The sequence below is a fragment of the Chloracidobacterium sp. genome, from assembly GCA_016720705.1.
GTDB lineage: Bacteria > Acidobacteriota > Blastocatellia > Pyrinomonadales > Pyrinomonadaceae > OLB17.
The window spans coordinates 351685-375009 of sequence record JADKKB010000005.1 but is presented as its reverse complement, the minus strand read 5'-3'; the positions used below and the strand labels follow the sequence as shown (position 1 = coordinate 375009).

25 protein-coding genes and 1 tRNA gene are annotated in these 23325 nt (G+C 51.3%); 16 read left to right on the top strand and 10 right to left on the bottom strand.

From position 1 onward, the window contains the following. Window positions 1-16: 16 nt before the first annotated feature. Window positions 17-943 carry an ROK family protein gene (locus IPQ00_04915; GenBank protein MBL0239901.1) on the bottom strand — a complete coding sequence of 309 codons (927 nt, stop codon included), beginning with the start codon at window positions 941-943 and terminating at the stop codon, window positions 17-19. A gap of 375 nt (window positions 944-1318) precedes the next feature. Here IPQ00_04915 and recA point away from each other — a divergent pair, with 375 nt between their 5' ends. Continuing rightward, the gene (gene recA / locus IPQ00_04910) at window positions 1319-2329 is read left to right on the top strand and encodes a recombinase RecA (GenBank protein ID MBL0239900.1); all 1011 of its coding nucleotides are present in this window, start codon (window positions 1319-1321) and stop codon (window positions 2327-2329) included. An 80-nt stretch (window positions 2330-2409) separates the two neighbouring features. On the opposite strand, the gene IPQ00_04905 is transcribed toward recA, so the two are convergent. After that, complete coding sequence (locus IPQ00_04905; protein ID MBL0239899.1) at window positions 2410-2856, bottom strand: hypothetical protein; 447 nt, start codon at window positions 2854-2856, stop codon at window positions 2410-2412. Window positions 2857-3144: 288 nt separating this feature from the next. On the opposite strand from IPQ00_04905, the gene IPQ00_04900 reads away from it, so the two are divergent. Further along, window positions 3145-3220 (top strand) — tRNA-Phe (locus IPQ00_04900). A gap of 144 nt (window positions 3221-3364) precedes the next feature. Next, window positions 3365-4162 carry a PorT family protein gene (locus IPQ00_04895; GenBank protein ID MBL0239898.1) on the top strand — a complete coding sequence of 266 codons (798 nt, stop codon included), beginning with the start codon at window positions 3365-3367 and terminating at the stop codon, window positions 4160-4162. 64 nt (window positions 4163-4226) lie between these two features. On the opposite strand, the gene IPQ00_04890 is transcribed toward IPQ00_04895, so the two are convergent. Together IPQ00_04890 and IPQ00_04885 are read right to left on the bottom strand one after the other, a co-directional pair. Further along, window positions 4227-6401: a TonB-dependent receptor gene (locus IPQ00_04890; GenBank protein MBL0239897.1), complete on the bottom strand. Its 2175-nt coding sequence runs from the start codon at window positions 6399-6401 to the stop codon at window positions 4227-4229. Between the two features lie 82 nt (window positions 6402-6483). Then, entirely contained in the window at window positions 6484-6771 is a 288-nt protein-coding gene (locus tag IPQ00_04885; GenBank protein MBL0239896.1) for a hypothetical protein, read from the bottom strand. Between the two features lie 182 nt (window positions 6772-6953). Here IPQ00_04885 and IPQ00_04880 point away from each other — a divergent pair, with 182 nt between their 5' ends. From IPQ00_04880 to IPQ00_04870, 3 genes are all read left to right on the top strand, one after another. Beyond that, a complete protein-coding gene (locus tag IPQ00_04880; GenBank protein MBL0239895.1) occupies window positions 6954-8189 on the top strand; it encodes a replication-associated recombination protein A in 1236 nt (411 codons plus the stop codon). 58 nt (window positions 8190-8247) lie between these two features. Further along, complete coding sequence (locus IPQ00_04875; GenBank protein ID MBL0239894.1) at window positions 8248-9072, top strand: creatininase family protein; 825 nt, start codon at window positions 8248-8250, stop codon at window positions 9070-9072. A gap of 90 nt (window positions 9073-9162) precedes the next feature. After that, window positions 9163-9762 (top strand): TetR/AcrR family transcriptional regulator, encoded by a 600-nt coding sequence (locus IPQ00_04870; GenBank protein MBL0239893.1) that lies wholly within the window; start codon window positions 9163-9165, stop codon window positions 9760-9762. Window positions 9763-9768: 6 nt separating this feature from the next. Here the strand turns inward: IPQ00_04870 and IPQ00_04865 are convergent, their stop codons facing one another. Continuing rightward, window positions 9769-10191: a hypothetical protein gene (locus tag IPQ00_04865; protein MBL0239892.1), complete on the bottom strand. Its 423-nt coding sequence runs from the start codon at window positions 10189-10191 to the stop codon at window positions 9769-9771. Window positions 10192-10330: 139 nt separating this feature from the next. Here IPQ00_04865 and IPQ00_04860 point away from each other — a divergent pair, with 139 nt between their 5' ends. Both IPQ00_04860 and IPQ00_04855 read left to right on the top strand, forming a co-directional pair. Next, window positions 10331-11131 (top strand): ATP-binding protein, encoded by an 801-nt coding sequence (locus IPQ00_04860; protein MBL0239891.1) that lies wholly within the window; start codon window positions 10331-10333, stop codon window positions 11129-11131. 50 nt (window positions 11132-11181) lie between these two features. Further along, window positions 11182-12273, top strand: a complete 1092-nt coding sequence (locus IPQ00_04855; GenBank protein MBL0239890.1) for an acyltransferase — start codon at window positions 11182-11184, stop codon at window positions 12271-12273. Here the strand turns inward: IPQ00_04855 and IPQ00_04850 are convergent. Together IPQ00_04850 and msrP are read right to left on the bottom strand one after the other, a co-directional pair. Beyond that, complete coding sequence (locus tag IPQ00_04850) at window positions 12240-12875, bottom strand: sulfoxide reductase heme-binding subunit YedZ (protein ID MBL0239889.1); 636 nt, start codon at window positions 12873-12875, stop codon at window positions 12240-12242. The genes IPQ00_04855 and IPQ00_04850 overlap by 34 nt on opposite strands. Further along, window positions 12875-13825, bottom strand: coding sequence for a protein-methionine-sulfoxide reductase catalytic subunit MsrP (gene msrP / locus IPQ00_04845; protein ID MBL0239888.1), 951 nt, complete (start codon window positions 13823-13825; stop codon window positions 12875-12877). The genes IPQ00_04850 and msrP overlap by 1 nt, the downstream gene beginning before the upstream one ends. A gap of 202 nt (window positions 13826-14027) precedes the next feature. Between msrP and IPQ00_04840 the strand changes: the two genes are divergently transcribed. Both IPQ00_04840 and IPQ00_04835 read left to right on the top strand, forming a co-directional pair. Further along, window positions 14028-15623 carry a hypothetical protein gene (locus IPQ00_04840; protein ID MBL0239887.1) on the top strand — a complete coding sequence of 532 codons (1596 nt, stop codon included), beginning with the start codon at window positions 14028-14030 and terminating at the stop codon, window positions 15621-15623. A 48-nt stretch (window positions 15624-15671) separates the two neighbouring features. Then, the gene (locus IPQ00_04835; protein ID MBL0239886.1) at window positions 15672-16757 is read left to right on the top strand and encodes a TonB family protein; all 1086 of its coding nucleotides are present in this window, start codon (window positions 15672-15674) and stop codon (window positions 16755-16757) included. On the opposite strand, the gene deoC is transcribed toward IPQ00_04835, so the two are convergent. Both deoC and IPQ00_04825 read right to left on the bottom strand, forming a co-directional pair. Next, entirely contained in the window at window positions 16751-17560 is an 810-nt protein-coding gene (deoC, locus tag IPQ00_04830; protein MBL0239885.1) for a deoxyribose-phosphate aldolase, read from the bottom strand. The two genes, IPQ00_04835 and deoC, sit on opposite strands and share 7 nt — an antisense overlap. Window positions 17561-17627: 67 nt before the next feature. After that, window positions 17628-18413: an RpiB/LacA/LacB family sugar-phosphate isomerase gene (locus IPQ00_04825; protein ID MBL0239884.1), complete on the bottom strand. Its 786-nt coding sequence runs from the start codon at window positions 18411-18413 to the stop codon at window positions 17628-17630. A 114-nt stretch (window positions 18414-18527) separates the two neighbouring features. Between IPQ00_04825 and hpt the strand changes: the two genes are divergently transcribed. The 5 genes from hpt to IPQ00_04800 all read left to right on the top strand — a co-directional run bounded on the left by hpt (window position 18528) and on the right by IPQ00_04800 (window position 20831). Next, entirely contained in the window at window positions 18528-19082 is a 555-nt protein-coding gene (hpt, locus tag IPQ00_04820; GenBank protein ID MBL0239883.1) for a hypoxanthine phosphoribosyltransferase, read from the top strand. A 172-nt stretch (window positions 19083-19254) separates the two neighbouring features. Beyond that, window positions 19255-19548, top strand: a complete 294-nt coding sequence (rplU, locus tag IPQ00_04815; protein MBL0239882.1) for a 50S ribosomal protein L21 — start codon at window positions 19255-19257, stop codon at window positions 19546-19548. A gap of 83 nt (window positions 19549-19631) precedes the next feature. Then, the gene (gene rpmA / locus IPQ00_04810; protein MBL0239881.1) at window positions 19632-19922 is read left to right on the top strand and encodes a 50S ribosomal protein L27; all 291 of its coding nucleotides are present in this window, start codon (window positions 19632-19634) and stop codon (window positions 19920-19922) included. Window positions 19923-20109: 187 nt separating this feature from the next. Next, on the top strand, window positions 20110-20310 hold the full coding sequence (locus IPQ00_04805; protein MBL0239880.1) for a hypothetical protein: 201 nt from the start codon (window positions 20110-20112) through the stop codon (window positions 20308-20310). Window positions 20311-20429: 119 nt separating this feature from the next. Next, window positions 20430-20831 carry a hypothetical protein gene (locus tag IPQ00_04800; GenBank protein ID MBL0239879.1) on the top strand — a complete coding sequence of 134 codons (402 nt, stop codon included), beginning with the start codon at window positions 20430-20432 and terminating at the stop codon, window positions 20829-20831. A 23-nt stretch (window positions 20832-20854) separates the two neighbouring features. On the opposite strand, the gene IPQ00_04795 is transcribed toward IPQ00_04800, so the two are convergent. Then, complete coding sequence (locus IPQ00_04795) at window positions 20855-21427, bottom strand: pentapeptide repeat-containing protein (GenBank protein ID MBL0239878.1); 573 nt, start codon at window positions 21425-21427, stop codon at window positions 20855-20857. Between the two features lie 848 nt (window positions 21428-22275). Here IPQ00_04795 and obgE point away from each other — a divergent pair. Next, the gene (gene obgE / locus IPQ00_04790) at window positions 22276-23316 is read left to right on the top strand and encodes a GTPase ObgE (GenBank protein ID MBL0239877.1); all 1041 of its coding nucleotides are present in this window, start codon (window positions 22276-22278) and stop codon (window positions 23314-23316) included. Window positions 23317-23325 lie beyond the last annotated feature (9 nt).

Here is a 23325-nt window from a genome sequence, read left to right as displayed (position 1 = left end):
TCCGTCCCAGATACGCTTAAGACGCCTTCGCCGCGAGTAGAGCTGCACCTGCCGCCGATGCATTGTCGCCCAACTCCCCGGCGGCGATCACGGTCGAGTCGAATGAAGGTCCAAAGGACAACTCAGACGCCCTAGCAACGATCGCGTCAAGCACGATGTTGCCAGCCTGCATGATCTCGCCGCCAACGATGATCCGTTCGATATTCAGCAGATTGATCACACTCGCGACGGCGGTACCGACATAGTTGCCCGTCCGCTCCAGCATCAACTTTGCAAAATCGTCCTCGGCTATCGCAGCACCAACTATGTCCGCGATCGTCATCAGATTTTCGTCAATTTCAACTAACGACGACGTGTTGTCTTGATGAAAACGATCACGCGTTCGCCTGATAATATTTGCGGACGAAGCAACCTCTTCGAGCCTCAAGCCCTCAGAATTGATCGGAACATATCCAAATTCACCCGCAAAACCGGCGACGCCTCGCCAGATCTCGCCCTCAATTATCAGGGCCCCGCCAACTCCCGTTCCAAGCGTTGCATAAAATGCATTTCGGCTGCCGCGGCCCGCTCCGAGAATAAATTCGCCGTAGGCTGCGGCGTTCGCGTCGTTTTCGACGTATGCAGCGACGCCCGTGGCCGCCTCGATCTCAGCGGCCAGGTCGAGGCCTGAGTGTTCCGGGATATGAGCAGAAAATGCTATTGATTTAGCGTCTCGGGAAACGAGTCCGGGAACCGCCACTCCGACAATATCGAACGCGCCGAATTTACCCTTTAACGATTGGATAAAAGCTGCGACCTGCTTGGAGGATGTCTCCCGAAAATCGACCGCGACCGAGTCGGTTGCCGATAAAACCCCATTTTCGTCGATACACACCGCCGTCAGCGATTTGCTCGAAACCTCAACTCCGACATACCGCGTAGTTTTTCCACCAACTTCACTCATATACTTTTGCTCAAAAATAAGCCTAAATCATAGCGCGCCGCCCAAAAACCAAACCGTGATTTTAGTAACTGCAGGACACAATGTCAAAAGCCGTCAAATCGGGCGATCAAAGGCTCTCGTGCAGCGACCGCAGGGCTGAGAATCGGGAGGCAGATTGGTTGCATATTATCCTTGTAAAACCGTTGCGTCTGTTTTACACTTTGCCGTAACTAATTCAGTCCGAACGGATTCACACGTCTGTAAACGCGTAGTAAATTTCAGCTTCGTTGCATTTGTGAAACGTCATTGCATCGTGGCGAGTAGTGTGTTAATCTGTGTTTCGAAGCCGATATGATCGGCCGCGAATTTGGACGGGTCAATTCAGGAGAAAAAACAATGAGCTTGGATAAAGGAAAAGCGATCGAGTCGGCATTGGCTCAGATCGAAAAGAAATTTGGCAAAGGATCGATAATGCGTCTCGGTGAGCGTCCGATCGATGATATCGGAGCTATCTCGACCAATTGCCTGAGCCTCGATGCGGCGATCGGCGTTGGCGGCTTTCCCCGTGGACGTATCGTCGAGGTTTACGGCCCGGAAAGTTCGGGTAAAACGACGCTGGCTCTACAGGTCGTCGCCTCGGCCCAACGCGATGGCGGCATTTGTGCCTACATCGACGCCGAACACGCGATGGACCCCGAGTATGCTACCAAGCTCGGCGTAAATATCGACGATATGCTGATATCACAGCCGGACTCCGGCGAACAGGCACTCGAGATCGCCGAGACGCTGATCCGCTCGAACAGCGTCGACGTTATCGTGATCGATTCGGTGGCAGCACTCGTGCCGCGTGCGGAGCTTGACGGAGAAATGGGCGATTCCCTGCCGGGCTTGCAGGCTCGTCTAATGTCACAGGCTCTACGCAAGATCACAGCGATCGTTTCGAGTTCGCACACGTGTTTCATCTTTATCAACCAGCTTCGTGAAAAGATCGGCGTCTTTTTCGGGTCACCCGAAACGACGACTGGCGGAAAGGCTCTCAAATTCTACGCTAGCCTCAGACTCGACATTCGCCGCATTGGTGCGATCAAAGACGGTGACAAGGTCGTCGGCAATCGAACGCGGGTCAAGGTCGTCAAGAACAAGTGCGCTCCGCCGTTCCGCGAATCAGAGTTTGATATTATGTACGGCGAAGGCATCTCGCGTGAGGGCGATCTGCTGGACCTTGCGGTCAATAACAACATCGTCGAAAAGAGCGGCGCGTGGTTTTCGTACAAGGGCGAGCGGCTCGGCCAGGGTCGTGACAATGTCAAGAATATGTTGAAGGGGAACCGCGAACTGCTCGAGCGGATCGAAAAGGACGTTAAAGTCGAACTCGGTTTCACTAAGTCTGACGCCGCGGCGGCATAGCCGATACATTACAACCCATAATTCACAACAAAAGGCGGGCCGATCGCGGCACCGCCTTTCGTTATTTTTACTCGACAGTTCTACTGCGGCTTCTTTTTGGTGCTCTTCATCATCGGCACGTCACCGGGCGGAGGCGGCGGCGGGGCGTTTACGGGCAATTTTCCGCTCATCGCCTTTTTCAGTTCCTCGGCACTCGGGATCCCGGGAGTTGGCGTTACGCCCGGCTTGATACCTTTCTTTAACTCCGCAGGACTCGGGATTCCGGGAGTTGGCGTTGCGCCTTTTGGCACCGCCGTGTTTGCCGCCGGAATGCCGGGAGTTGTATCTGCCGACGGCTTGACCGGTTCGACCGAGATCCCGGCCGGCATATTGGCCGGATCCACGTTGACCGGACCGGAACCGACATTGGCGACGTTCGTATTCGAGCTATTGTTCGCCTTCGAACTGTTGTTCGCCGGTGCACTGCCGCCGCAAGCGACCGCATATACGGTTGATGCGATTACAAAACCGCTGATGAACTTATTCATAATTTCTGTACCTCTTTACCAAAATTAGTTCGGCCGACGGACGTTTCCGCTAGCAAATTGCCGTTAGCTCGCTTCTATTTCCACTAAAAGACATAAATCTCAAGCTACAAAAGACCACGACGACCAAACCGTGATTATATGTCCCGGTTGGTGAATGTCAAATATTTCTCAATTGCAATGCTTTTACTCAGACATTCTGAACGCCCAACAGCCGAATGAGATTTGACATCATCAGACGGCTTATCTACACTTACAAATTCGCACACGGTTCAGTTTCGGATGCGATTTGGCCAGATAGCTCAGTTGGTAGAGCAGCGGACTGAAAATCCGCGTGTCGGCGGTTCGACCCCGTCTCTGGCCACCACATTTTATTTATTCTAGGCCGCACGATCTCGAGCGGCCTATTTTATTGTTTTCAATAGATCATTTAGTTACAATTGGAAAAAATCGCTGATGGCTGTCCTCCAGGGGTCATATGAGCACATTTATATAGGGAGCCGATCAAATAATGAAGACTATTTATTCCGGTTGGATGAGAGTGTTATCGGTCGTATTTTTAATTGTAGTAAGTTCGTTGATGGCGTTTGGACAGTCGAATGAACGTGAGGTCCACGTCGGCGTCAAGGCCGGCATCAGCTTGCCGAACCTTGTCGGCAGCAGCGATCAGGAGATCACCAAAAACTATAAATCACGGCTTGCGGCCAGCTTCGGAGCCTTTGTCGATGTCCAACTTCACAAGAATACCTCGCTCCAGATCGAGGTCGATTATGCACCGCAGGGCGGCAAGCGTAACGGCATCCAACCCGTAACTCAACCGATCCCGGGACTTCCTGTTCTCCCGGCAGGTAATTATTACTTCGCAAATTTCAACAATACGGCAAAGCTTGACTATATCGAGTTGCCGGTAATGCTGAAGTATCGGGTCAGACGTGACAAACCGGTCGGGGCATACCTGAACGGCGGCACATATGTCGGTTTTTTGATGAAGGCAACGACCGTCACGAGCGGAAGTAGTTCGTTATTTCTTGATAATCGCGGTTCAATTCCGGTAATGGTCGGCCCCAGTACGCCGTTTCCGACAATTCCGTTTGACGCCAAGACCGATGTTACCGATAGCCTAAACCGCGTTAACTTTGGCATCACCGGCGGCGGCGGCATTACATTCAAGCACAAGGACAATTATTTCTTCATCGACGGTCGAGCATCATACGGCCTCACCACGTTGCAAAAGGACACTCTCAACGACGGCAAGAGCCGAACGGGCAATCTGGTGATGTCCTTTGGATATGCTTTCGGAGTAAAGTAATCCCACATTAAAAAGAACCGCTCGCACGGGTGAGCGGTTCTTTCTATCCAATTCACACGAATTTTTAGAACCTCAACTTTATACCGCCGTTGAACACGCGGCCTTCGACGTGAGTATAGATCTTCGCGAAGTCCGGCGACGCGTGATTTCCTAAGACTACCGGTGAATTTCGTCCCTGCCGGTTGTCAAAGATATTCTCCGCATTGATAAATAAGCTCATTTTGCCAAAAGTCTTTTCGCCGAAGAGTCCGAACACCGCATTCTGCGGAGTCAACGAGCGGTCATCGAGGATCTGGCGATCGGCGAAATAGAATTCGGCCCCGGCTTTGAAGTTTTCGTGTTCTTCGAAAACCAAAGAAGAGTTTATTTTATGCTTTGGCAAAAGTGTGAGATGGCGATCGCCGGCGAGATAACCCGCTTTTGCATCGGTATATGTATAACCGACAAACAGTTTGGCGATACCAACGGTAATTTTTGCGTTCGTTTCAAATCCTTTGCTGATGACGGGTGTTTGCGAGTTCGCAAAGCGGTAGATGCCCATTCCATCGGCACGTAATATTAATGGTTCGTCGATCTGCGTAAAGAAAAACATCTGATTCAACGAGAAACCAACGTTTTCAATTATCAGATCACTATAATTCAGGTCGAAAGTACCGCCTTGACTACGTTCAGCACGGAGCGAATTGCCTATACCGGCGACATTACGAAACAGAAGTTCTTCTGCGTCTTCGGTAAAAACGCTCGGGAGTTTGTATCCAAGCCCATAACCGATCCGAGTTGTGAATTTATCGGTAAATCGATACAAAAGTGAAGCCCGCGGCAACACGAAACTGCCGTAATCTCTGACACTATCGACGCGAATTCCCGCCTCAAGACTCAACTTGTTGCTTATATCGACCGTGTTTTGCGCAAATACACCGATCGTCGATCGAGTTTCGCTTCGGTCAAATGCTCCAACGGCGACATTTGCCTCGCTAAACTGATCAAAGACGATATTGCCGCCGATAATAAACGAATTCTTTCCGAAGCTTCGAAAGTATGCGACGTCAGAAAACGCATTAAATTGCTGGCCTTTGAATGCGGTGGAGGGAGTTTCGATATCGCGGGAGAAAAATGCCAGGCTTTGTTTTGCAACCAGACGACTGCCGTCGGCAAACAGCGTGTCAAAGTTGATAGTGGTGATGTTTCGGAACGAGCCATTCTTTTCGAAGTACTGATGTATGCCATTCGCATTGCCATCGAATGCCAGTATGTCGCCGCCAGTACGTTTCTGAAACGATGTTGCATTGGCTATGGAGAACGTAGTGTCCTTTCCGATATAAGCAAACAAGCGCGGATTGAATGCCACCGAAAAGGTTCGCGGCAGTTCGGTAAAATCGTCGTTATCTACGTCGTATTCGCGTTGATAATTAAATGACCCTAAGGCCGTATATCCGAGGCGGCCTTTTCTAGCCGAGGTAAATGCGGATACATCGCTGCCAAGTGCTGACGTTTGATTAAATAGTAAGGTCGTAACGCGTTTATAGTCCGGAGTTTTTGATATAAGGTTTACAACTCCGGCGATCGCCCCTTGCCCAAACAAAGTCCCGGACGGCCCTTTGATGACCTCGACCTGTTTTAGATCTAAGGGTGGAATCTCCAAAATACTGAAACTTCCGGAAAACCCGCCAAAGGATGGAAATCCGTCTTTCAGTATCTGCGTGTACCGACCGTCAAGTCCCTGAATGCGGACGCTTTGTGCATTTGACGTCGCCGATGTCTGCTGGACGCGAATACCTGTGCTTTCGTTCAACAGCATACTGATATTAGCGGGCCGCATATTGATCTTTTCGTCGATCTCTTCTTCGTCTATTGCTTCGACCCGTGTCGGTTCTGCATCGATCTCGCGACCGGTGCGAGTCGAACTGATCGTGACGTCGCCGACATCGTTGTCTATCTCAAGTTCGATCGTTTTCTCGCTTGTTTTCGCACCTGAGATCGCGATCTTAATTTCAACGATCGCGAATCCGGGCGAGAAGATCTGGATAACATATTCGCCATCCGGGACGTTGGCAATGGTCGCCATACCGGCGGCATTTGTCACCGTGTTCAATTCGGTATTTTTGATAGTGATCGTGGCCTCGGCAACCGGGGCCTTTGTATCTTTATTTATCACGTTCAGACGAAGCGTATTGCTTTCTTGTCCGAACGCTATCTGTGCCGTCAAGATGACGGCAACGATTAAAGTCGCTCTAAACATTGATTCTCCTGATTCAAAATATAGATCAATAGCCGCGACTTGTAGTCGCGACACGCAAATTGGCGCAATTGTAGAGAATGAATCAGGCTTTCGGCGGTTGCCAGATCGAAGAATGGTCGTCCGATACGTAACCGACCGATAGATCCGCTGTCTCGCGGCGTACGACCAAAGACTTGGATCGAAGGTAGGTAGGAATGTGAATATTCTTGGGCGCGACGGCAACGCCGCAGCACGAGCACATACAGAATGCCGAGCATTCGTCACCATTTACGTCTGAATAATAAAGATCTACGCTCGTCCCGGCCACAATATTCTGTTCGCCGCCGCTGATCACGCCGCAGGAATCGGCACACGGTTGCACCGCGAGCACAAAAATATATAACACTAAGGAAAAGGTCAGGACACGCATCTCTAATTGAAGAGCCTAACACTTTGGTGTTCGCCCTCAAAATCAATGTTCGTTCTCGAAATGAGGTACTATTCGCTATCAATGATCGCAATACGCGGCCTGATACAAGACGATTATAATTAGTCTATAATCGAGATTTAGCGATGGAACCACTAGCAAATAGGATTCGGCCGGAATCACTCGACGAATATGTTGGGCAAGAGCACCTTGTTGGTGAGGCCAAGCCCTTGCGTCTCGCGATCGAAAACGGCCATATATTTTCGTTTATCCTATGGGGCACGCCCGGGACGGGGAAAACCACGCTTGCACGGATCTATGCTAACGCAATTAACGCGGTATTTTTTGAGCTATCGGCGGTTTCGGCCGGCAAAGATGATATTAGAAAAATAGTAGCGAGTGATCAGAAGTCAGCGGTCAGCCGGCGGAGTACGGAAGCGGACCTGTTTGACGAAGGCAGAGCCAACGCAAATGATGAACCGGCGGAGTCGGAGAACAGTGAGGTACGAGAGAAATTAGAACAAAGGCCAAAGATACTGTTTCTGGATGAGATCCATCGCTTTAATAAGGCACAACAGGATTTTTTGCTGCCATTTGTGGAAAGCGGCGAGCTGGTTTTGATCGGCGCGACTACCGAAAATCCCAGTTTTGAAGTGATTCCGGCATTGTTGTCGCGAATGCGCGTCTTTGTCTTGAACGAACTGACTGACGATAATATGGCCGCGATAATCGCCCGTACCGGCTTTGAACTCGACGCTCAAGCAAAAGATTGGCTGATCGAAATGGCCAATGGCGATGCCCGGCAAGCCATCACGATGCTCGAAAACACATCGCGGCTTTACGAGCAGATCACGCTCGAAACGCTCAAGGAAACGCTACAATCCAAATTCCTGCGTTATGACAAAAAGGGCGAAGAGCATTACAACGTCATCAGTGCCTTTATCAAATCAATGCGTGCCTCAAAGCCGGACGCCGCGATGTATTATCTCGCACGAATGCTGGAGTCCGGCGAGGACCCAAAGTTTATCGCCCGCCGGATGGTGATCTTCGCTTCCGAAGACATCGGCCTTGCCCAACCAACTGCTTTAGTTGTTGCCAACGCCGTATTTCAGGCGGTTACTACGATCGGAATGCCCGAGTGCATCCACAATCTCGCCCACGGCGTCGCCTTTCTGGCTAATGCGGTCAAGAGTCGTGCCGCCACATCCGCGATCGGCCAAGCGATGGATGACGCAAAGAAGTTCGGCAACTTACCCGTCCCGATGAAGATCAGAAACGCCCCGACCAAATTGATGAAGGAGCTTGGATACGGCAAGGACGAGGGCGACGATCCTGAGGGCGATCTGATGCCGTCGAAGATGCGTGGCAAGAAATATTTCTGAGAAGAATGTTCCGCCTAGAGACACTATCGAATACGGAGTTAGAAAAGGAGAATTTGTAATGAAAGGTTGGATCATAGTCACATTGCTATTTGTTTCTGCTCTGGTAGCAACCGCACAAACCGGCTTGGATATTGTCCCGACACGCGAGATGGAGCGGATCAATTGGATGGATTTTAAGGCCGCGGTTCCGTCAAAGGTATCAACCGTGCTGCTGCCGACGGGCACGCTCGAGCCTCACGGTGCGATCAATAGTGGTGCGGATAATACGGCACCGTTTGCAATGGCCAAGACGATCGCGAAACGTACAAATGCAATGATCGCCCCGACCTTGCCATACGGCATTACCGGCGCGATGGAGGGCTATCCCGGTGCATTCCAGATCACTGAGGCGGCATACCGCCCGTTTGTAAAGCAAATTCTTGAGGGACTCGCCAAGAATGGCTTTAAGAACATCATTATCCTGAACGGCCACGGCGGCAGCCAGACCGCCGTCCTAAACTCCGTTGCCGCCGAAGTTGCAAGTGAGCGAAAGGTAAGGACTTTGGTCATAAACTGGTGGTCATTCGCCTCCGACGTGACCAAAGAGGTCTTCGGTGAGGACGGCGGCCACGCCGGTTGGAATGAGACCGCTTTCATTCAGGCGATCGACCCGACGCTGGTCCATCCGGAAAAGTATACTGGGCCCGAGATGACGACCGCGTACCCGACGCCCGGTACCTGGTCAGCGATGCCATTTCCATCTTCGATCGGCTTGTATCAGAAAGGTCAGGGGTTTCCGAAGTTCGATCAGGCTAAGGCAGACCTCTACTATCGAAAGGTCACTGACAAGGTAGCTAACCTGATAATCGACGTTATAAAAAAGTGGGATTTGGCAGGCTTGTAGCCGTCATCTCCCCGCACATTTCAGGCGACTTTACAAATCGCGATTTGTCGAATAGTATGACTACGATCTCTTAGAAGTAAGTTGCCGTTTATGCCTGCCCACATCCAACATCTTCGCACCCGCGAAGCGATTCTGGACGCCACCGACCTACTGCTTTCACGTTCAGGATTTAAGAAGATGACGATCGAAGATCTCGCCCGTGAAGTCGGCATCGGTAAGGGAAGCATTTACCTGCATTTTGAAAGCAAAGATGAGATCGCCCTCTCGCATATCGATCGGATCGTAGAGCGGCTCAAAGTACGATTGCGAGTTATCGTCGATGGTCCCGGAACTGCGTCCGAGCGCGTGCACGAGATGCTCGTCGAGCGCGTCTTGTATCGATCTGACAGCGTACAGCATTACTCACACAATCTTGGCGAACTGCTGTCCTGTCTTAGGACTAAACTGCCCGAACGGCGTCAACGTTATTTCAACGACGAGGCTCTAATTTTTGCGGATGTGTTGATTGCAGGATCCGAGTCGGGTGAGTTTGCCCCGACTGATGCTCACCAAACCGCTAGTGCACTATTGGAGGCCACCAATTCGCTTTTGCCGTATAGCCTGAGCCCCCGAGAACTCAATTCACGGTCTGAACTGTCTGCTCGTGTAACTAGTATCGCAACGATCCTGATAAAAGGGCTCGGCCGCTAAATTTAACTATCGTCGCCAGTAGTTTTTGATCTTGAGATCGAGCATCGGAAACGCACAATATTCCACCGTTCGCCCGGTTTCGCGTAGCTTCTGAACCATTGAGATCGCAGCATCGGCATTACGTGTATGAACGATTATCGTGGCAGCACGCTGCAGATCGGGATTTTCATTGAGCCAGAGAGCAACGGCGTAACCGGTCTGGGCAAAATCGTCGTGGTCATTGGACTCGTAGTGATGCGGAAGCAGGTCGTGATCTAGAAAGATAGCGTCGTAGGTCGATCCTGCCAAAAATTCCTTAGCATCGTCGACATTCTCGGCAATATCAAGATAGTCTCCGTCAAATCGCTTGGTAAACCAGCGGTGTCGGCGATGGTCATCGTCCAAAAGCATTACCGCGATCGGGGCACGTTCAGAACTAAGATCTGCCATCCCGAACCTTATCATTAAGCTGCGAAAAAATCCCATAAACGCTCTATTTACTAGACTATATCATATGTGCTTAGGACGCCGCTTGAATTGCCGGTTGTCGATGCTATAATCCAAATGACCAAGAACGGAGCACCTAGATATGACGACTGATAAATCCAAAAAGCACGGACTCAAGGCAGTGCCGACACTCCGTTCGGTCGAGGCCGACTCTGCCGACATCCCGGTTTGCGATGTATGTTTCGGCACCGGACTGGAGGTCGTGCCCGGCAAGGGCGCTCGGCGTTGCGTCTGCCGCAAACGCGACGTTCACGTCGACCAGATCAACAAAACTCAGATCCCTAAGCGATATGAGAAATGTCACTTTAACACATACAACGCCGGGGACAATGTATCTCAAAAGATCGCACTTCGGGTCGCTCAGGATTTCACGGTCCAGTTCCCCGCCGTCGACAACGGCCTACTATTTTCCGGCACGGTCGGCGTCGGCAAGACACATTTAGCCGTTTCCATTCTGAAAGGACTGACCGAAAGAGGGTTTGCGTGTCTCTTTTACGAATTTGGAACGTTGCTAAAGGAGATCCAAGGTTCGTATAACCCAAATACCTTTACTTCAGAACTTAGCGTACTGGCACCTGTATTGAACGCCGATGTGCTTGTGCTCGACGAACTCGGTGCATCAAAGCCGACAGATTGGGTCCGCGACACGCTCCATCACATCATCAACAGCCGTTATAACGAGAAGAAGTTTACGATCTTCACGACCAATTACCTCGACGCAAGAGCCTCGGACCGTGACGAAACACTCGAAGATCGGATCGGTGTCCGGGCCCGTTCGAGAGTCTATGAAATGTGTCAGACCGTGGTTATTGACGGTGAAGACCATCGGCGAAAACTCCATCGTTCGACCGGCCTCGCAAAATTTCGTTCGCCCAATAGTTGAGTTGCGTGCAATTTTGCTGATTTACTGTTCAATTACGCCTTTACTATTTCGTGGCTGACGCTCCAAAAATTATCGATAACCGAATCCCTTCGCTCGACGGCCTTCGCACGGTCTCGATCGCGCTTGTGCTGATCGGCCACGCATTTCACGTCTATGGATTTGGCACTTCGGGCAATTTCGGCAATCTCGGTGTCCGCGTTTTCTTTGTGATATCCGGTTTTTTGATCACAGGGCTTTTGGTTCGTGAGATCGAACGCACCTCGACCGTCAACCTACTCAAGTTCTATTTCCGTAGAACATTGAGGATATTTCCGCCATACTATTTCTATCTGATCGTCGTCGGATCGGCCGCGGCCCTTGGCCTTGCCGCAGTGCCGTTATCCTCTTTGATCTATTCGTCAGCATATGTCACGGATTACGTCGAACCGACCGGTTGGCTCGTGGGCCATACTTGGTCACTGGCGGTCGAAGAACAATTTTATTTGATCTTACCGGGCTTTTTAATGCTGCTGGGTATCCGGCGGGCCAAAGTACTTCTGATCGCAATCGTACTTTTTGCACCGTTTGTCCGTGTCCTTGATTTTTGGGCGTCCGGGCCGGATCAGGTTTGGGTTTTAAAGGGCTTTCACGCAAATGCCGACGCTCTCGCGATCGGTTGTTTGCTGTCATTATTTCGAGTTTCGCTGCACAAACTCGCGTTTTACCGCCGATTTCTCGGATCATGGATCGTATTTTTGCTGCTGCCTTTAATTCTGGCGGCTAACCTTCAGGGCGATCATCCTATTGTCTTTCTGGGGGCGAGTCTCACGGTTATGAACGTTGCGGTCGCCCTGTGTATCGACTGGGCGGTCACCAACCATTTAACGCGTACCGGGCGATTGCTCAACTCTGCCGTAATGGTCAAGCTCGGAGTAATGAGCTACTCGATCTATCTCTGGCAGCAACCCTTCCTCGATCCGCAAGCCCCAAGCCTTTTGAACTCATTTCCGGTCAATTTGATCGGGATCGCGGTAATGAGTTCGATCTCGTACTATCTTGTCGAAAAGTACTCACTCGCTTGGCGGCAGAAATTGGAAACTTTGTGGTTTGGCCCACGAATTGAAAGTGTTCAGGAAGCAGAACCATCAACTGCCGCGGCCTGAGATTTCACAGCCTTTACCCTTTTGTTGCTTATCGAAAAATAGATCCGTGCGGCGAGTAGAGTGACCAGCACTGCGGCAAATATCGCCGGGTAAAAGATATCTGATTTTACGATCATCCAAAAATGTACGACGCCAGCGACCGCCGTCAGGTAGATCAAGCGATGCAGAAGTTGCCAACGCTTACCGCCAAGACGTTTGATCATCGAGTTGGTCGAGGTTACTGCGAGCGGTACCATTAGCATAAACGCCGTCATCCCGAAAGCGATGAACGGACGCTGTATCACGTCGTTCACGATACCGCCAACATCAAGGCTTCGATCAAAGACGACATAGGTCGATAAATGGATCGATCCGTAAAAAAAAGCAAAGAGCCCGACGGTTCGCCGATATTTTACTAGTTGATTCCAGCCAAACCATTTTCTGAGCGGCGTGATCAGCATCGTGACAAGCACGAAAACCAACGTCATTATGCCCGTCGTCCGGAGAAAATACTCGATCGGATTCGCCCCAAGCCTCTGATTCCAGGCATCCCACAAGAGGATTGCGATCGGTATCAGACTATTGAGCCAGAGCAGTGTTTTATTAAATCGTACGTCCTTCATTAAAAATACTTTTTCAGATCCATTCCGTCGTAGAGTGACGCTACTTCGTCGCCGTATCCGTTAAATGGTTCGGTCGGGCGCATACCGATCTCACCGATCCGCCGTTCCGATGCCTGCGACCATCTTGGGTGCCGGACGTCGGGATTGACGTTCGAGTAAAAACCGTATTCATCAGATGCCGCCTGATTCCAGGTTGTCGGAGGTTCGCGGTCGGTAAGTATTATCTTAACGATCGATTTGATGCTCTTAAATCCGTATTTCCAGGGCACCACGAGTCGGATCGGAGCCCCATTTTGATTGGGCATCTGTCTGCCGTAAAGCCCCGTCGCAAGCATCGTCAGCGGATGCTGGGCTTCGTCGAGCCGCAATCCCTCAACGTATGGAAAGTCGATACCGGCAGAAAACGACGATTGCATCCTGACCGGATCGTATTTGGTCTGAAATGCGACGTAGCGGGCGGACCCAAGCGGTTCGACCTGGTCAAGCAACTTCTTCAGCGAAAAACCGACCCAAGGGATGACCATCGACCACGCCTCGACGCACCGAAAGCGGTAGATCCGCTCTTCCTGTTCAAATTTGAGAAGATCCTCGATGTCGAACGTCCGCGGCCTCTGCACCATCCCGCCGACCTCGACCGTCCACGGTCGTGTCACCAGCGACTCGGCTTTAGCGGCGACCGCTGACTTGCTGGTGGAAAATTCGTAGAAATTATTATAGTTGGTGATCTCTTCGTACGTGTTCGTTTTTAGATCCGTCGGCGGCGTTTCCGATCTCTTGATCTCGGCCAACGCCGGCGGCTCAGGAGCATTCGACTTTACCGGGCTAAAATACCTGAAAGCTGATGTCGTTGCCGCCAAACTGCCGGCGGCAATACCGACTTTTAAAAAGTTGCGCCGGTTTAAGTACGTCGATTCGTCAGTTATCTCACTGGACTTGATCTGCTTTGACATAATTTTCCCCTAACTATATTCGCACAAATATTGCATAGAGTTTCAATTAAGAGCATCGTGCATCCCTGACGGGAGGAATACCGAACTCATTACTCCAAACCAACCAAATATTGTGCACAACACCGTATAACAAAATGCTTTACCTTTTAACATGTTTTGGTATAATGGTTGATAGGCTTTCACGCCTAAGGGTACTCAATCAATGCTCTCCACTAACACACATCTTCAGAAAGGCCGCTACAGGATCCACGATCGAATCGGAAATATTTGCGACGAGACGGTATATCACGCCCGTGATTGCCTGCTCGAAACCAACGTATACATAGTCGAGACACCGCTATCTTCGTCTCGGATCTTGACTACTACCGAGCGCGAAAGCCGTATGCGTAAACTCGAGCAGAGCTTTGCACTAACGGCAATGATAACGAACGAACGACTGGTGCGGAACACCGATCATTTTGTCGAGGTCGACCGATTTTACGTGGTCGCTCGGTCCGAACGGGAATTGTCGTCACCGCTTAAGACAGCCCGGCGGTTGTTCACCGATAGCGAAGTCGCCGCTGAAATTCGCGGCGCATTTTCGCTGATCGCCGATATCCGCAGTCGTTTCGCCGGAAATGTAAATATCGAGATCTCGCCGACCTCCGTGCGCGTGTCCGAAAATGGAACTTTTAATCTTATATTCCAGGGGCACGGGGAGAAAAAGACGACAAGGATGGGGGACAATGCGGACATTGCCGCGTCGATGTCCTACGCTCCGCTCGAATCGATCTGGCCGCAGCTAGATTCGGCATCCAAAAAGGCGATCGGCACACTCTTCGACGACGCCGCCCTGGACACCCTCGAGAGCCCTTGCGACTCGCGGTCTGAATTATTCTCGGTCGCGGCCATCATCTATCGTGTTGCAACCGGTCAAACGCCTCCGGGCGTACTAGATCGTGCGATCCAGATCCTGGACGGCGGTTCTGATCCATTGGATCGGTCAACGTTTATCGCCTCGGGTTACTCAGATCGGATCGCGGACTTTTTTATGCGGGCAATGTCTATCCGGCGCGAAGACCGTTACCTTACGGCGGCAATGGCAATGGCCGCCTTGTCGGGCTTTGAACGGGGCTCAGCACCGACTACAACAGATGAGACCGACTTGCTTGAACTTCCGCCTGCCAACGAGCCCGCACCACCGAGGTTGCCTTCACGTCGTACCGACTTACCACAAATTGAACCGGCGAAGGTCCAGGCTCCGACTGTTCAGATCACCGCCGCAACTATCGATCTGATACGACCGACGCAAATGACCAATGGCGGAGACACCTTATCCGTTGCCACAAAACTGCCGGAACCGCCAACTAGAGAACCCGACGTTCTGGATTCAACCGTTTTATTCGAGCGCCCGAACAAGATCGAGCCGGAACCAACGCCGAAAGGCCGTTCGTTGCTTATCCCGATCGCGGCGGTCTTAGCCGTTGGGTTGATCGCGATAGTGGCTGTCGTATTCGTATTCAAAGGAAATTCGCCCAGTACAGTATCGCCTTCGCAAACTTCAGTTGCGGCCGAAGATCAGCCCACTTTCCAGCCCGCCGCCGTTGCCCCGGAACCCACGACTACTCCGGAAACAGCGACCAAGTCTGAGACAACGCCGATTCCCGAAGCGGAAGATGTCGTCGAACAGCCCAAAACGGTCCGCCCGGCGATAGCCGACACCAAATCGGATAAGAAGCCCACGGCAAAGGCGGATGTTAAGCCGGAGCCGAAGCCAAAGAAGAGTATGACGGTCGACGATCTGATCAGTGACAACTGATCCGGCGACGTTTCAGTGCGAATGACCGTAGAAAAGAGGTAAACAGTTATGAATGAACGAATCCGGAAAGATAGATCTCGCCGACATTTTCCGTTAATAATAGTGGCGGTTTTCATTGGATTGCTATGCGGCGGCCTATCGTCGGCACTCGCACAATCGCGCCAATTAAGTCTGGCCGATATTTTGATCGCGTTGCGATCCAAAAAGGCAGTCATCGAGGAAAAGAACAAGATCCTTTCTGATGCAGTCAAGCAACGCGGGATTACGTTTAGCCTTACGCCCGAGATCGAAAAGGAACTCGGCAGCACAGGCGCCTACAAAGAACTCATCGAGGTCATCCGCGAAAAAGCCGTCGTGACGGACACCGTTGCCATCCAAAAACCCGAGCCTGTCAAGGTCGAGGTGCCTGTACCTGTCTCGACACCGCCGCCGCCTGACGCTGCATTTTATCGGAATCGCGCAGCGACCAACCTTATCGCCGGTGAATACGATCTGGCTATGAAGGATCTGTCGAGCGTGATCGAATTAAAGCCCGGCGAGGCACAAGCCTACTTTGACCGCGGATTTGTGTACCTGAAACAAGGCAAGGCAGATAACGCCGCCGCCGATCTGGATAAAGGCCTCGGAATCGACCCGAGAAATGTCACCGCCTATGTTGCTCGAGCCCAGATATTCCAGCAGAAAGGCGATACGGCAAATGCCCTCGCATATTTTGATAAGGCCTCAAATATCGACCCTTCTAATACGGCGGCCAAAACCGGTTCGACTAAGATACGTGATGATGCGGTCGCTGAGGAAAGGCGCGTCGCGGCAGCAGCAAAGGCCGCCGAGGAAGCAAAAGCGGCACCGCGAATACTGCCGGTCGGAGCGATGAATGGATTTGCATCGGACCTCGTGATGCCGGTGTACTCCGCGATCGATCGCCGGATGAATATTCAAGGAAAAGTGATCGTCCAGATCTCGCTCAACGAGGAAGGAAAATTGGTAGACGCTCAAGCGACCGAGGGTCCGAAAACTCTGCGAAACTCGGCGTTAGAGGCGGTACGACGATCAACCTTTATGCCCGTATTGTCAAATGGCAAACCGGTCGCGGCATCCGGATATATTGTTTACAATTTCGTGCCCAATCAGTAGCCGCTCGTTGGAGCGTCGACTTTCATCCCGCTGGCCTCTTGGGCGATCTTAACGCCCACTGAAGCACCGATTCGCGTTGCACCGGCCTCAAACATCGCTCTCGCATCGTCAATGCCCTTTACGCCGCCCGACGCTTTGACGCCGAGGGCCTTGCCGACCGTATGTCGCATCAGTGCGACATCGTTGACGGTTGCCCCGCCCTTTGCGAATCCGGTCGATGTCTTAACGAAATCCGCGCCTGCGTTTTGCGAGGCGATACAAGCCCGAACTTTTTCATCGTCAGACAAAAGTGCGGTTTCGATGATCACCTTACAAAGCACGTGATTTTCGTGTGCGGCCTCTACAACCGCTCGAATGTCATCCTCGACCGTACAGTCGTCGCCGGATTTCAGTGCTCCGATATTGATGACCATATCGACCTCGGTCGCTCCGTTAAAGATCGCCCGTCGAGCCTCAAATGCCTTTACGTCCGGCAATGTCGCACCGAGCGGAAATCCGATGACCGTGCAGACCGGAACGCCGCTTCCCTTTAAGAAACCCGCTGCCTTTTTGACCCACGCCGGATTGACGCAGACCGAAGCAAATCCGAACTGAACCGCCTCGGCGCAGAGTTTTTTAATATCCGACTCGCTCGCCTCAGGCTTTAATAAAGTGTGATCGATCAAGCTGGCCCAGTCGTGTGCCGTCGCCGTTTCACCGAGCACTATACCGATGCGTTCGGCACCCGCGTCGACGATACGCTGTACGTCGGCGTGGCAAAACGTCGGGCAGTATTCTTCGCCGCTGAGTTTTGCCAGCACCATATCGGTGATCTGGTCGACTAACTGTTCGTAATTGTCATTTTGCTGCATCTTAAACTCACCGTTCCGTTCACTTTCTGTATTGCCGGTCAATATTGTCGATCTTCCCGACGCGTTTTTTGTGCCTTTCCTCGGCGATGTCGCTCGAGATAAATGCCTCGACGATCTCTTTCACCTCGGCAAATGTGTTCTGTCCGGCACCAAGCGTCAGGATATTTGCCCCGTTATGTTCGCGCGAATTTCGTGCAAGAGCGGGCGAATAACAGGCCGCGGCCCTAACACCGGGCACCTTATTAGCGGTCATCGCACTCCCGATCCCGGCACCGTCCACAATAATGCCGATATCCACCTGATGGCCCGCAACCGACTTTGCGACAGCGTGTGCCAGATCAGGATAATCGACTGCTTCCTCGCTGTCAGTCCCAAAATCACGCACCTGCAAGCCGAAGTCCGTCAATACGTCCTTGATCTGTTCTTTTAGACGAAATCCGCCGTGATCGGCGCCGATGGCGACCGATCTGACCTTAGTCGCGCTTTTTCGCGATTCCTTTCGGATCAACTCGATACCGCGATCCTTTACGATATCCTCGGCAAGTGATGTGAACTTGGCATTCGCAGCGATACGAAGTCGCGCCCCCGACTCGAGTCCGCGAAGGTCGACCTCCGTGATGAGCGACTTCGCGGATTCGTCACGGTCAAAGGGCTTTCGGACCTTGTCCGCTATCGAATTTACCACCACGTGCTCGACCTTAAAGGCCGCTTCAGCAACTTTAGAAGCGTCGGGCGGTACCGCGGCAAGGACCTGTTTTACCAGAGCCCTGACGCGTTCGCGGGTATCATTTTTTGGATCAGACATACTTTAAGATCTAAAACACCGGACAACTTGAATATTGACCTATGTTTGAATAGTATTTGTAAAAACCTTTTCAATCAAATTTGCGAGGAAAATATGGCTGCCGAAACGACTCAAATGGATCATACAGAATTTACCAACCCGAATCTCGAAGTGCTGTTTTCCGCTGAGCAGATCATTGAGCGAGTCAATGAAATGGGCTCCGAGATCACTAGAGATTATAAGGGCAAAGACCTTGTTTTGGTCGGCGTACTCAAAGGTTCGTGCGTATTCCTGGCCGATCTGATGCGTGCGATCGACCTGCCGCTCTCGATAGATTTTATGTCCGTTTCGAGCTACAAGGACGGCACGACTTCGACGGGCGATGTCGAGATAATCAAGGATCTTAGCAATCCGATCCGCGACAAAGATGTTTTGGTCGTCGAGGACATTATCGATACGGGCCTGACGCTTTCGCGATTATTGGACATATTGGGTTCGCGTGGGGCACGGTCGATCACGCTTGCAAGTTTTCTGGACAAACCCGAACCGCGGATCAAAAAGGAACTCAAGATCGAATACACGGGATTTGTCGTACCAAATCACTTCGTGGTCGGCTACGGTCTCGATGCGGCGGGACGGTATCGAAACCTACCGTTCATCGGCATCGTCAAAGACCCGTCGATCGCATAGCCCGGGCTAAAGATCTGAGCGGAAACGGTTGTATCTACGCCGCGTTGAGTTCATTTGGACGCGATGTCGCAATTTGCTGTTTTACGATTGACCTTCAAGTCCTTTTTCCGTATAATCTGAGTTTTTCGACTTGTGCAGAATTTGCACGGGTTAAGAGGAGCTAACACTAGAAATGAGTTACGCAATTATTAGAACAGGCGGAAAGCAGTTTGCGGTCGAGAGCGGCCAGACCCTTCGCGTGCCGAAGATCGACGAGAAAGAAGGAAAAAAGGTTTCGCTTGAAGCTCTTCTGGTCGGCGAAGGAAAAGACGCCAAGATGGAAGGCGGTACAACGATCAATGCCACGGTAGTCGGTCACGGCAAGGCTGACAAGATCATTGTTTTTAAGAAAAAGCGCCGCAAGCAATACAAACGTAAGCAAGGCCACCGTCAACGCTTTACGGAAATCAAGATAGAAAAGATCTAACAGATCGGTAACAAGGCAGTCGTGGCAGGAAATTGGTTTTCATATTCCCGTAACTGACAGCTTGTCACCCATCATCCAAATATATGGCACATAAAAAAGGTGTAGGTTCATCCAGAAACGGCCGCGATTCAAATGCGCAACGGCTTGGTCTTAAAAAGTTTGGCGGCGAGCACGTTCTCGGCGGCAATATCCTGGCGCGTCAGCGCGGCACCAAGTGGAAGCCGGGCAACAACGTCGGCATCGGCAAGGACGACACATTGTTCTCGCTGATCGAGGGCTTTGTTAAGTTTGAGAACAAAGGCCAGAAAGGCAAGTTTATCAGTGTGTATCTCGAGGGTGCCCCTGAACTAGCTCCGAAAGTAGTCGCAGCTTAAATCTATAATACAAACTATATCGGTCAGCTGAACACGAAGTTCTTTGATCAAATTGGGTAAAAGAAAAGCACACGCATCATATGCGTGTGCTTTTTGTTTAGAAAATCAGTTAATATTAGGTGTGATCAAACCCGGCGAAGACATTATCTTGCAAGGTCTGTCCGATCTTTCGGAAGGGCTGGAAACGATGCCTTCGCTTCTCGTCTCGATCGGTGCACCTCGATTGCGAAGGCTTGGCTTCGACATACCGTCCAACGTCTTCCCGTCCCCGGAACATCGACTCTACGCTCTGCTGGCGGCAGACAATTCCAACGCCGCACACTCTCGCTACAACGCCTTGATCCGACGTTTGGTGAGTTTTGAGAGGGCGGCAGAATGCGCGAGCTAGCAAGCAAAGAATAGATCGTTGAATTCATGCGGCTTTTTGGTCGACGAACTCGGATTGAAGTCAACGTTTACTTTACCGGCGGCTCGACAGCGGTTCTACGCGGTTGACGTGAGGCGACGATGGCTATCGACCTTAAGTTCTATCCGGAAGCCGACGATCTATATCGAGCGATACCCCAGATCAAAGAACAACTTCAGCTCAATATTGAGCTCGCCGCACCTTCGGACTTTATCCCGGAACTTCCTGATTGGCAGAATCGCTGTGAATTTATTACCCGCGAAGGATCGGTTAGCTTTTACAATTACGATCCATACAGCCAAGCATTATCAAAGATCGAACGCGGACACGATCAAGACGTTGCCGATGTTACCTCGATGTTTCGAGACGGTCTTTTAACTCACGAAAAACTTTTATCACTATTTAACGAGATAAAGCCTCATCTATACAAATATCCGGCAATAGACCCCAAAACTTTCTCAGATGCCGTTGATCAAGTGGTTAGATCCGAGATTGATCATTGAGTTGTCGTCGAGAATCAGATCTATCAGGTGATCACGATCTCATACTTATTAAGCAGCCCCGCGATGCCTGAGTGTGAGAACTTTGCACCCTTTACGCGGTTGAGTTCGCAGTCAAATGAATAATTATAAGCAGTTCTGAGATCAACTTTGTCCAGATTGGACTGGACGAAGGAGGCCTTCAGCAGGTCACAGTTGTGGAAGACAGCTGACGAAAGTTCCGCGAGTGTGAAATCCGCCTCCTTTAACGAGCAGTCCGCGAACCGCGTCTTTTTCATCTTCTTTTGAAAAAATGACGAGTAGTCGATCTGACAGTTTTGAAAGCTCACCACGAACAAGAAATCGCTACACTTGCTGAACTCAACGCCGACCAGTTTGCAGTCATAGAAACCGACCGTCTTCATACCCGACTGAACGAGTTTCGCCAGCGAAAGATTACACTCGCGGAAGACGCAGTCCATAAAAACCGTCCCGCCGAGATCGGCCTTCGACAGATCGCAACGTGTAAATTCGCAGCTTACGAACTCCTTCTCTGACAGATCCGCTTCGGACAGATCCAGATCTTCAAACACGGTGTCTTCGTTATACTGAGATTCCATACGTTCAAACTTATCAAACCTGCTTGCGGACCCTCAACTTGGTCGTAAATTTATTTTTTTTATTTTATTTTTTACGGATATTAGGTTGTGTTCACTTTCTCCTGTGGAAATCCGCGAGGATCGCATCTGTTGGCAGCAAGATAGTTGTGCGGTTTTCCACAAACTTTTCCACAATATCTCGAAGATCTTATCCACAGATATTCCACAAGATTTCCACAGAAACAGCGTGTTTATTGGGCAATAGTTAAAGTATTTTCTACTTGACATCAAAAATATCGGGTGTAAACTGTATTCACAGTCGAGGTTGCTTACGGGCATCTTGACCGGCACCGGGAGGTGGAACGGAGGTGGTGACACACCGTTCGCGGACAGAAGGAGCGGAAAGCCACTGTCATTGGACGCCCGGAACCGAAGCCGAAAGGCTTGGCTACGACATGCCGTAAGGCAGGTCTGAGTCGCCCGGATAAAAACGGGGGACGCCCGAGGGAAATGATCATCCTGAAAGGTGCTGATGCCGCTCACGTCGAAAGACGCGGGCCTCGTTGCCGGGAACGTAACCGGCGGTGGAGGTAAAGCCACCAAAACAAAAACCTAATGGCACTGGACGCGAGAGCGTCACAATGAGTGAAAACAATTTGGGTGCTGACCGGAGCGGACTCCCCGCAGAGCAGTTTCGGAATACAAAATCGGTGGTTCGAACGTGTACATGCGAGAACCACCACTCTCTCGGCAAGCTTCGGCGGACCGTGGAGAGGATAAAAAAGAAAGCGTTGCGAAGGGTAACCGGAGTGACGCTTTTTTTTGTCTTTGCCTTTGGTTACGGTAAAACCTACAATCAATGGTTACTTATGTTTTTAGACCGCGTAAAAATAAGGGTTAAGGCCGGCGATGGCGGCAACGGCGTCACGGCATTTCGCCGCGAAAAATTTGTTCCGCGTGGCGGCCCTTCGGGCGGTGACGGCGGGATCGGAGGCAGCGTCTGGATCGAGTCGACCGAGGGCCTCAACACCCTGCTTCATCTGAGATTCAATCCGGAGCACAAGGCCGAACGCGGCCGTCACGGCGAAGGTTCGAATCGGTTTGGCAAAGACGGCGAAGATCACGTCGTACGGGTACCGGTCGGCACGCAAGTTTTTGACCCCGAGTCCAACGAACTGCTTTTCGATTTTACCGGGCCTGGTCAAAAGTACCTGGCAGCCAAGGGCGGTAAAGGCGGATGGGGCAACGCTCATTTTGCAACGCCGACCCGAAGAGCTCCCAAATTTCACTTTACGGGCCGACCCGGCGGCGAACGAGAACTCCAACTCGAATTGAAATTGATTGCTGATGTCGGTCTGGTCGGCTTTCCAAATGCTGGCAAATCCACACTGATATCTGTGATCTCAGCCGCTAAGCCAAAGATCGCGGACTACCCTTTTACGACGCTTGAACCCAATCTCGGTGTCGTCGATATGGGTGATTTTAATACATTTGTGGTAGCCGATATACCCGGTTTGATCCAGGGAGCATCGGACGGTGCGGGTCTCGGGCACCGATTCCTACGGCACGTCGAACGCACCAAACTGATTTTGCATCTTGTCGACGTTTCGTCGCTATCCGGACGTGACCCGATCAGCGATTACGAGATAATAAATCTGGAGTTGACCAAGTATGATGCCAATCTTGGTTCGAGGCCGCAGATAGTTGTTGCGACCAAAATCGATTCGATCGACGAACCCGAACGGCTTGAAAAGCTGCGAAAAAGGGCAAAAAAAGACAAGAAGCAATTTTTTGCCATCTCCTCGGTCACAAACGTCGGAGTCAAGGAATTGGTCAACGCGATCTCTGACGATCTGCGGGCGCTGGCAGAAGCGGCCGAAGAAGCCGTTGCCGCCGCTGCGGACGTTTGACCTCGCAAG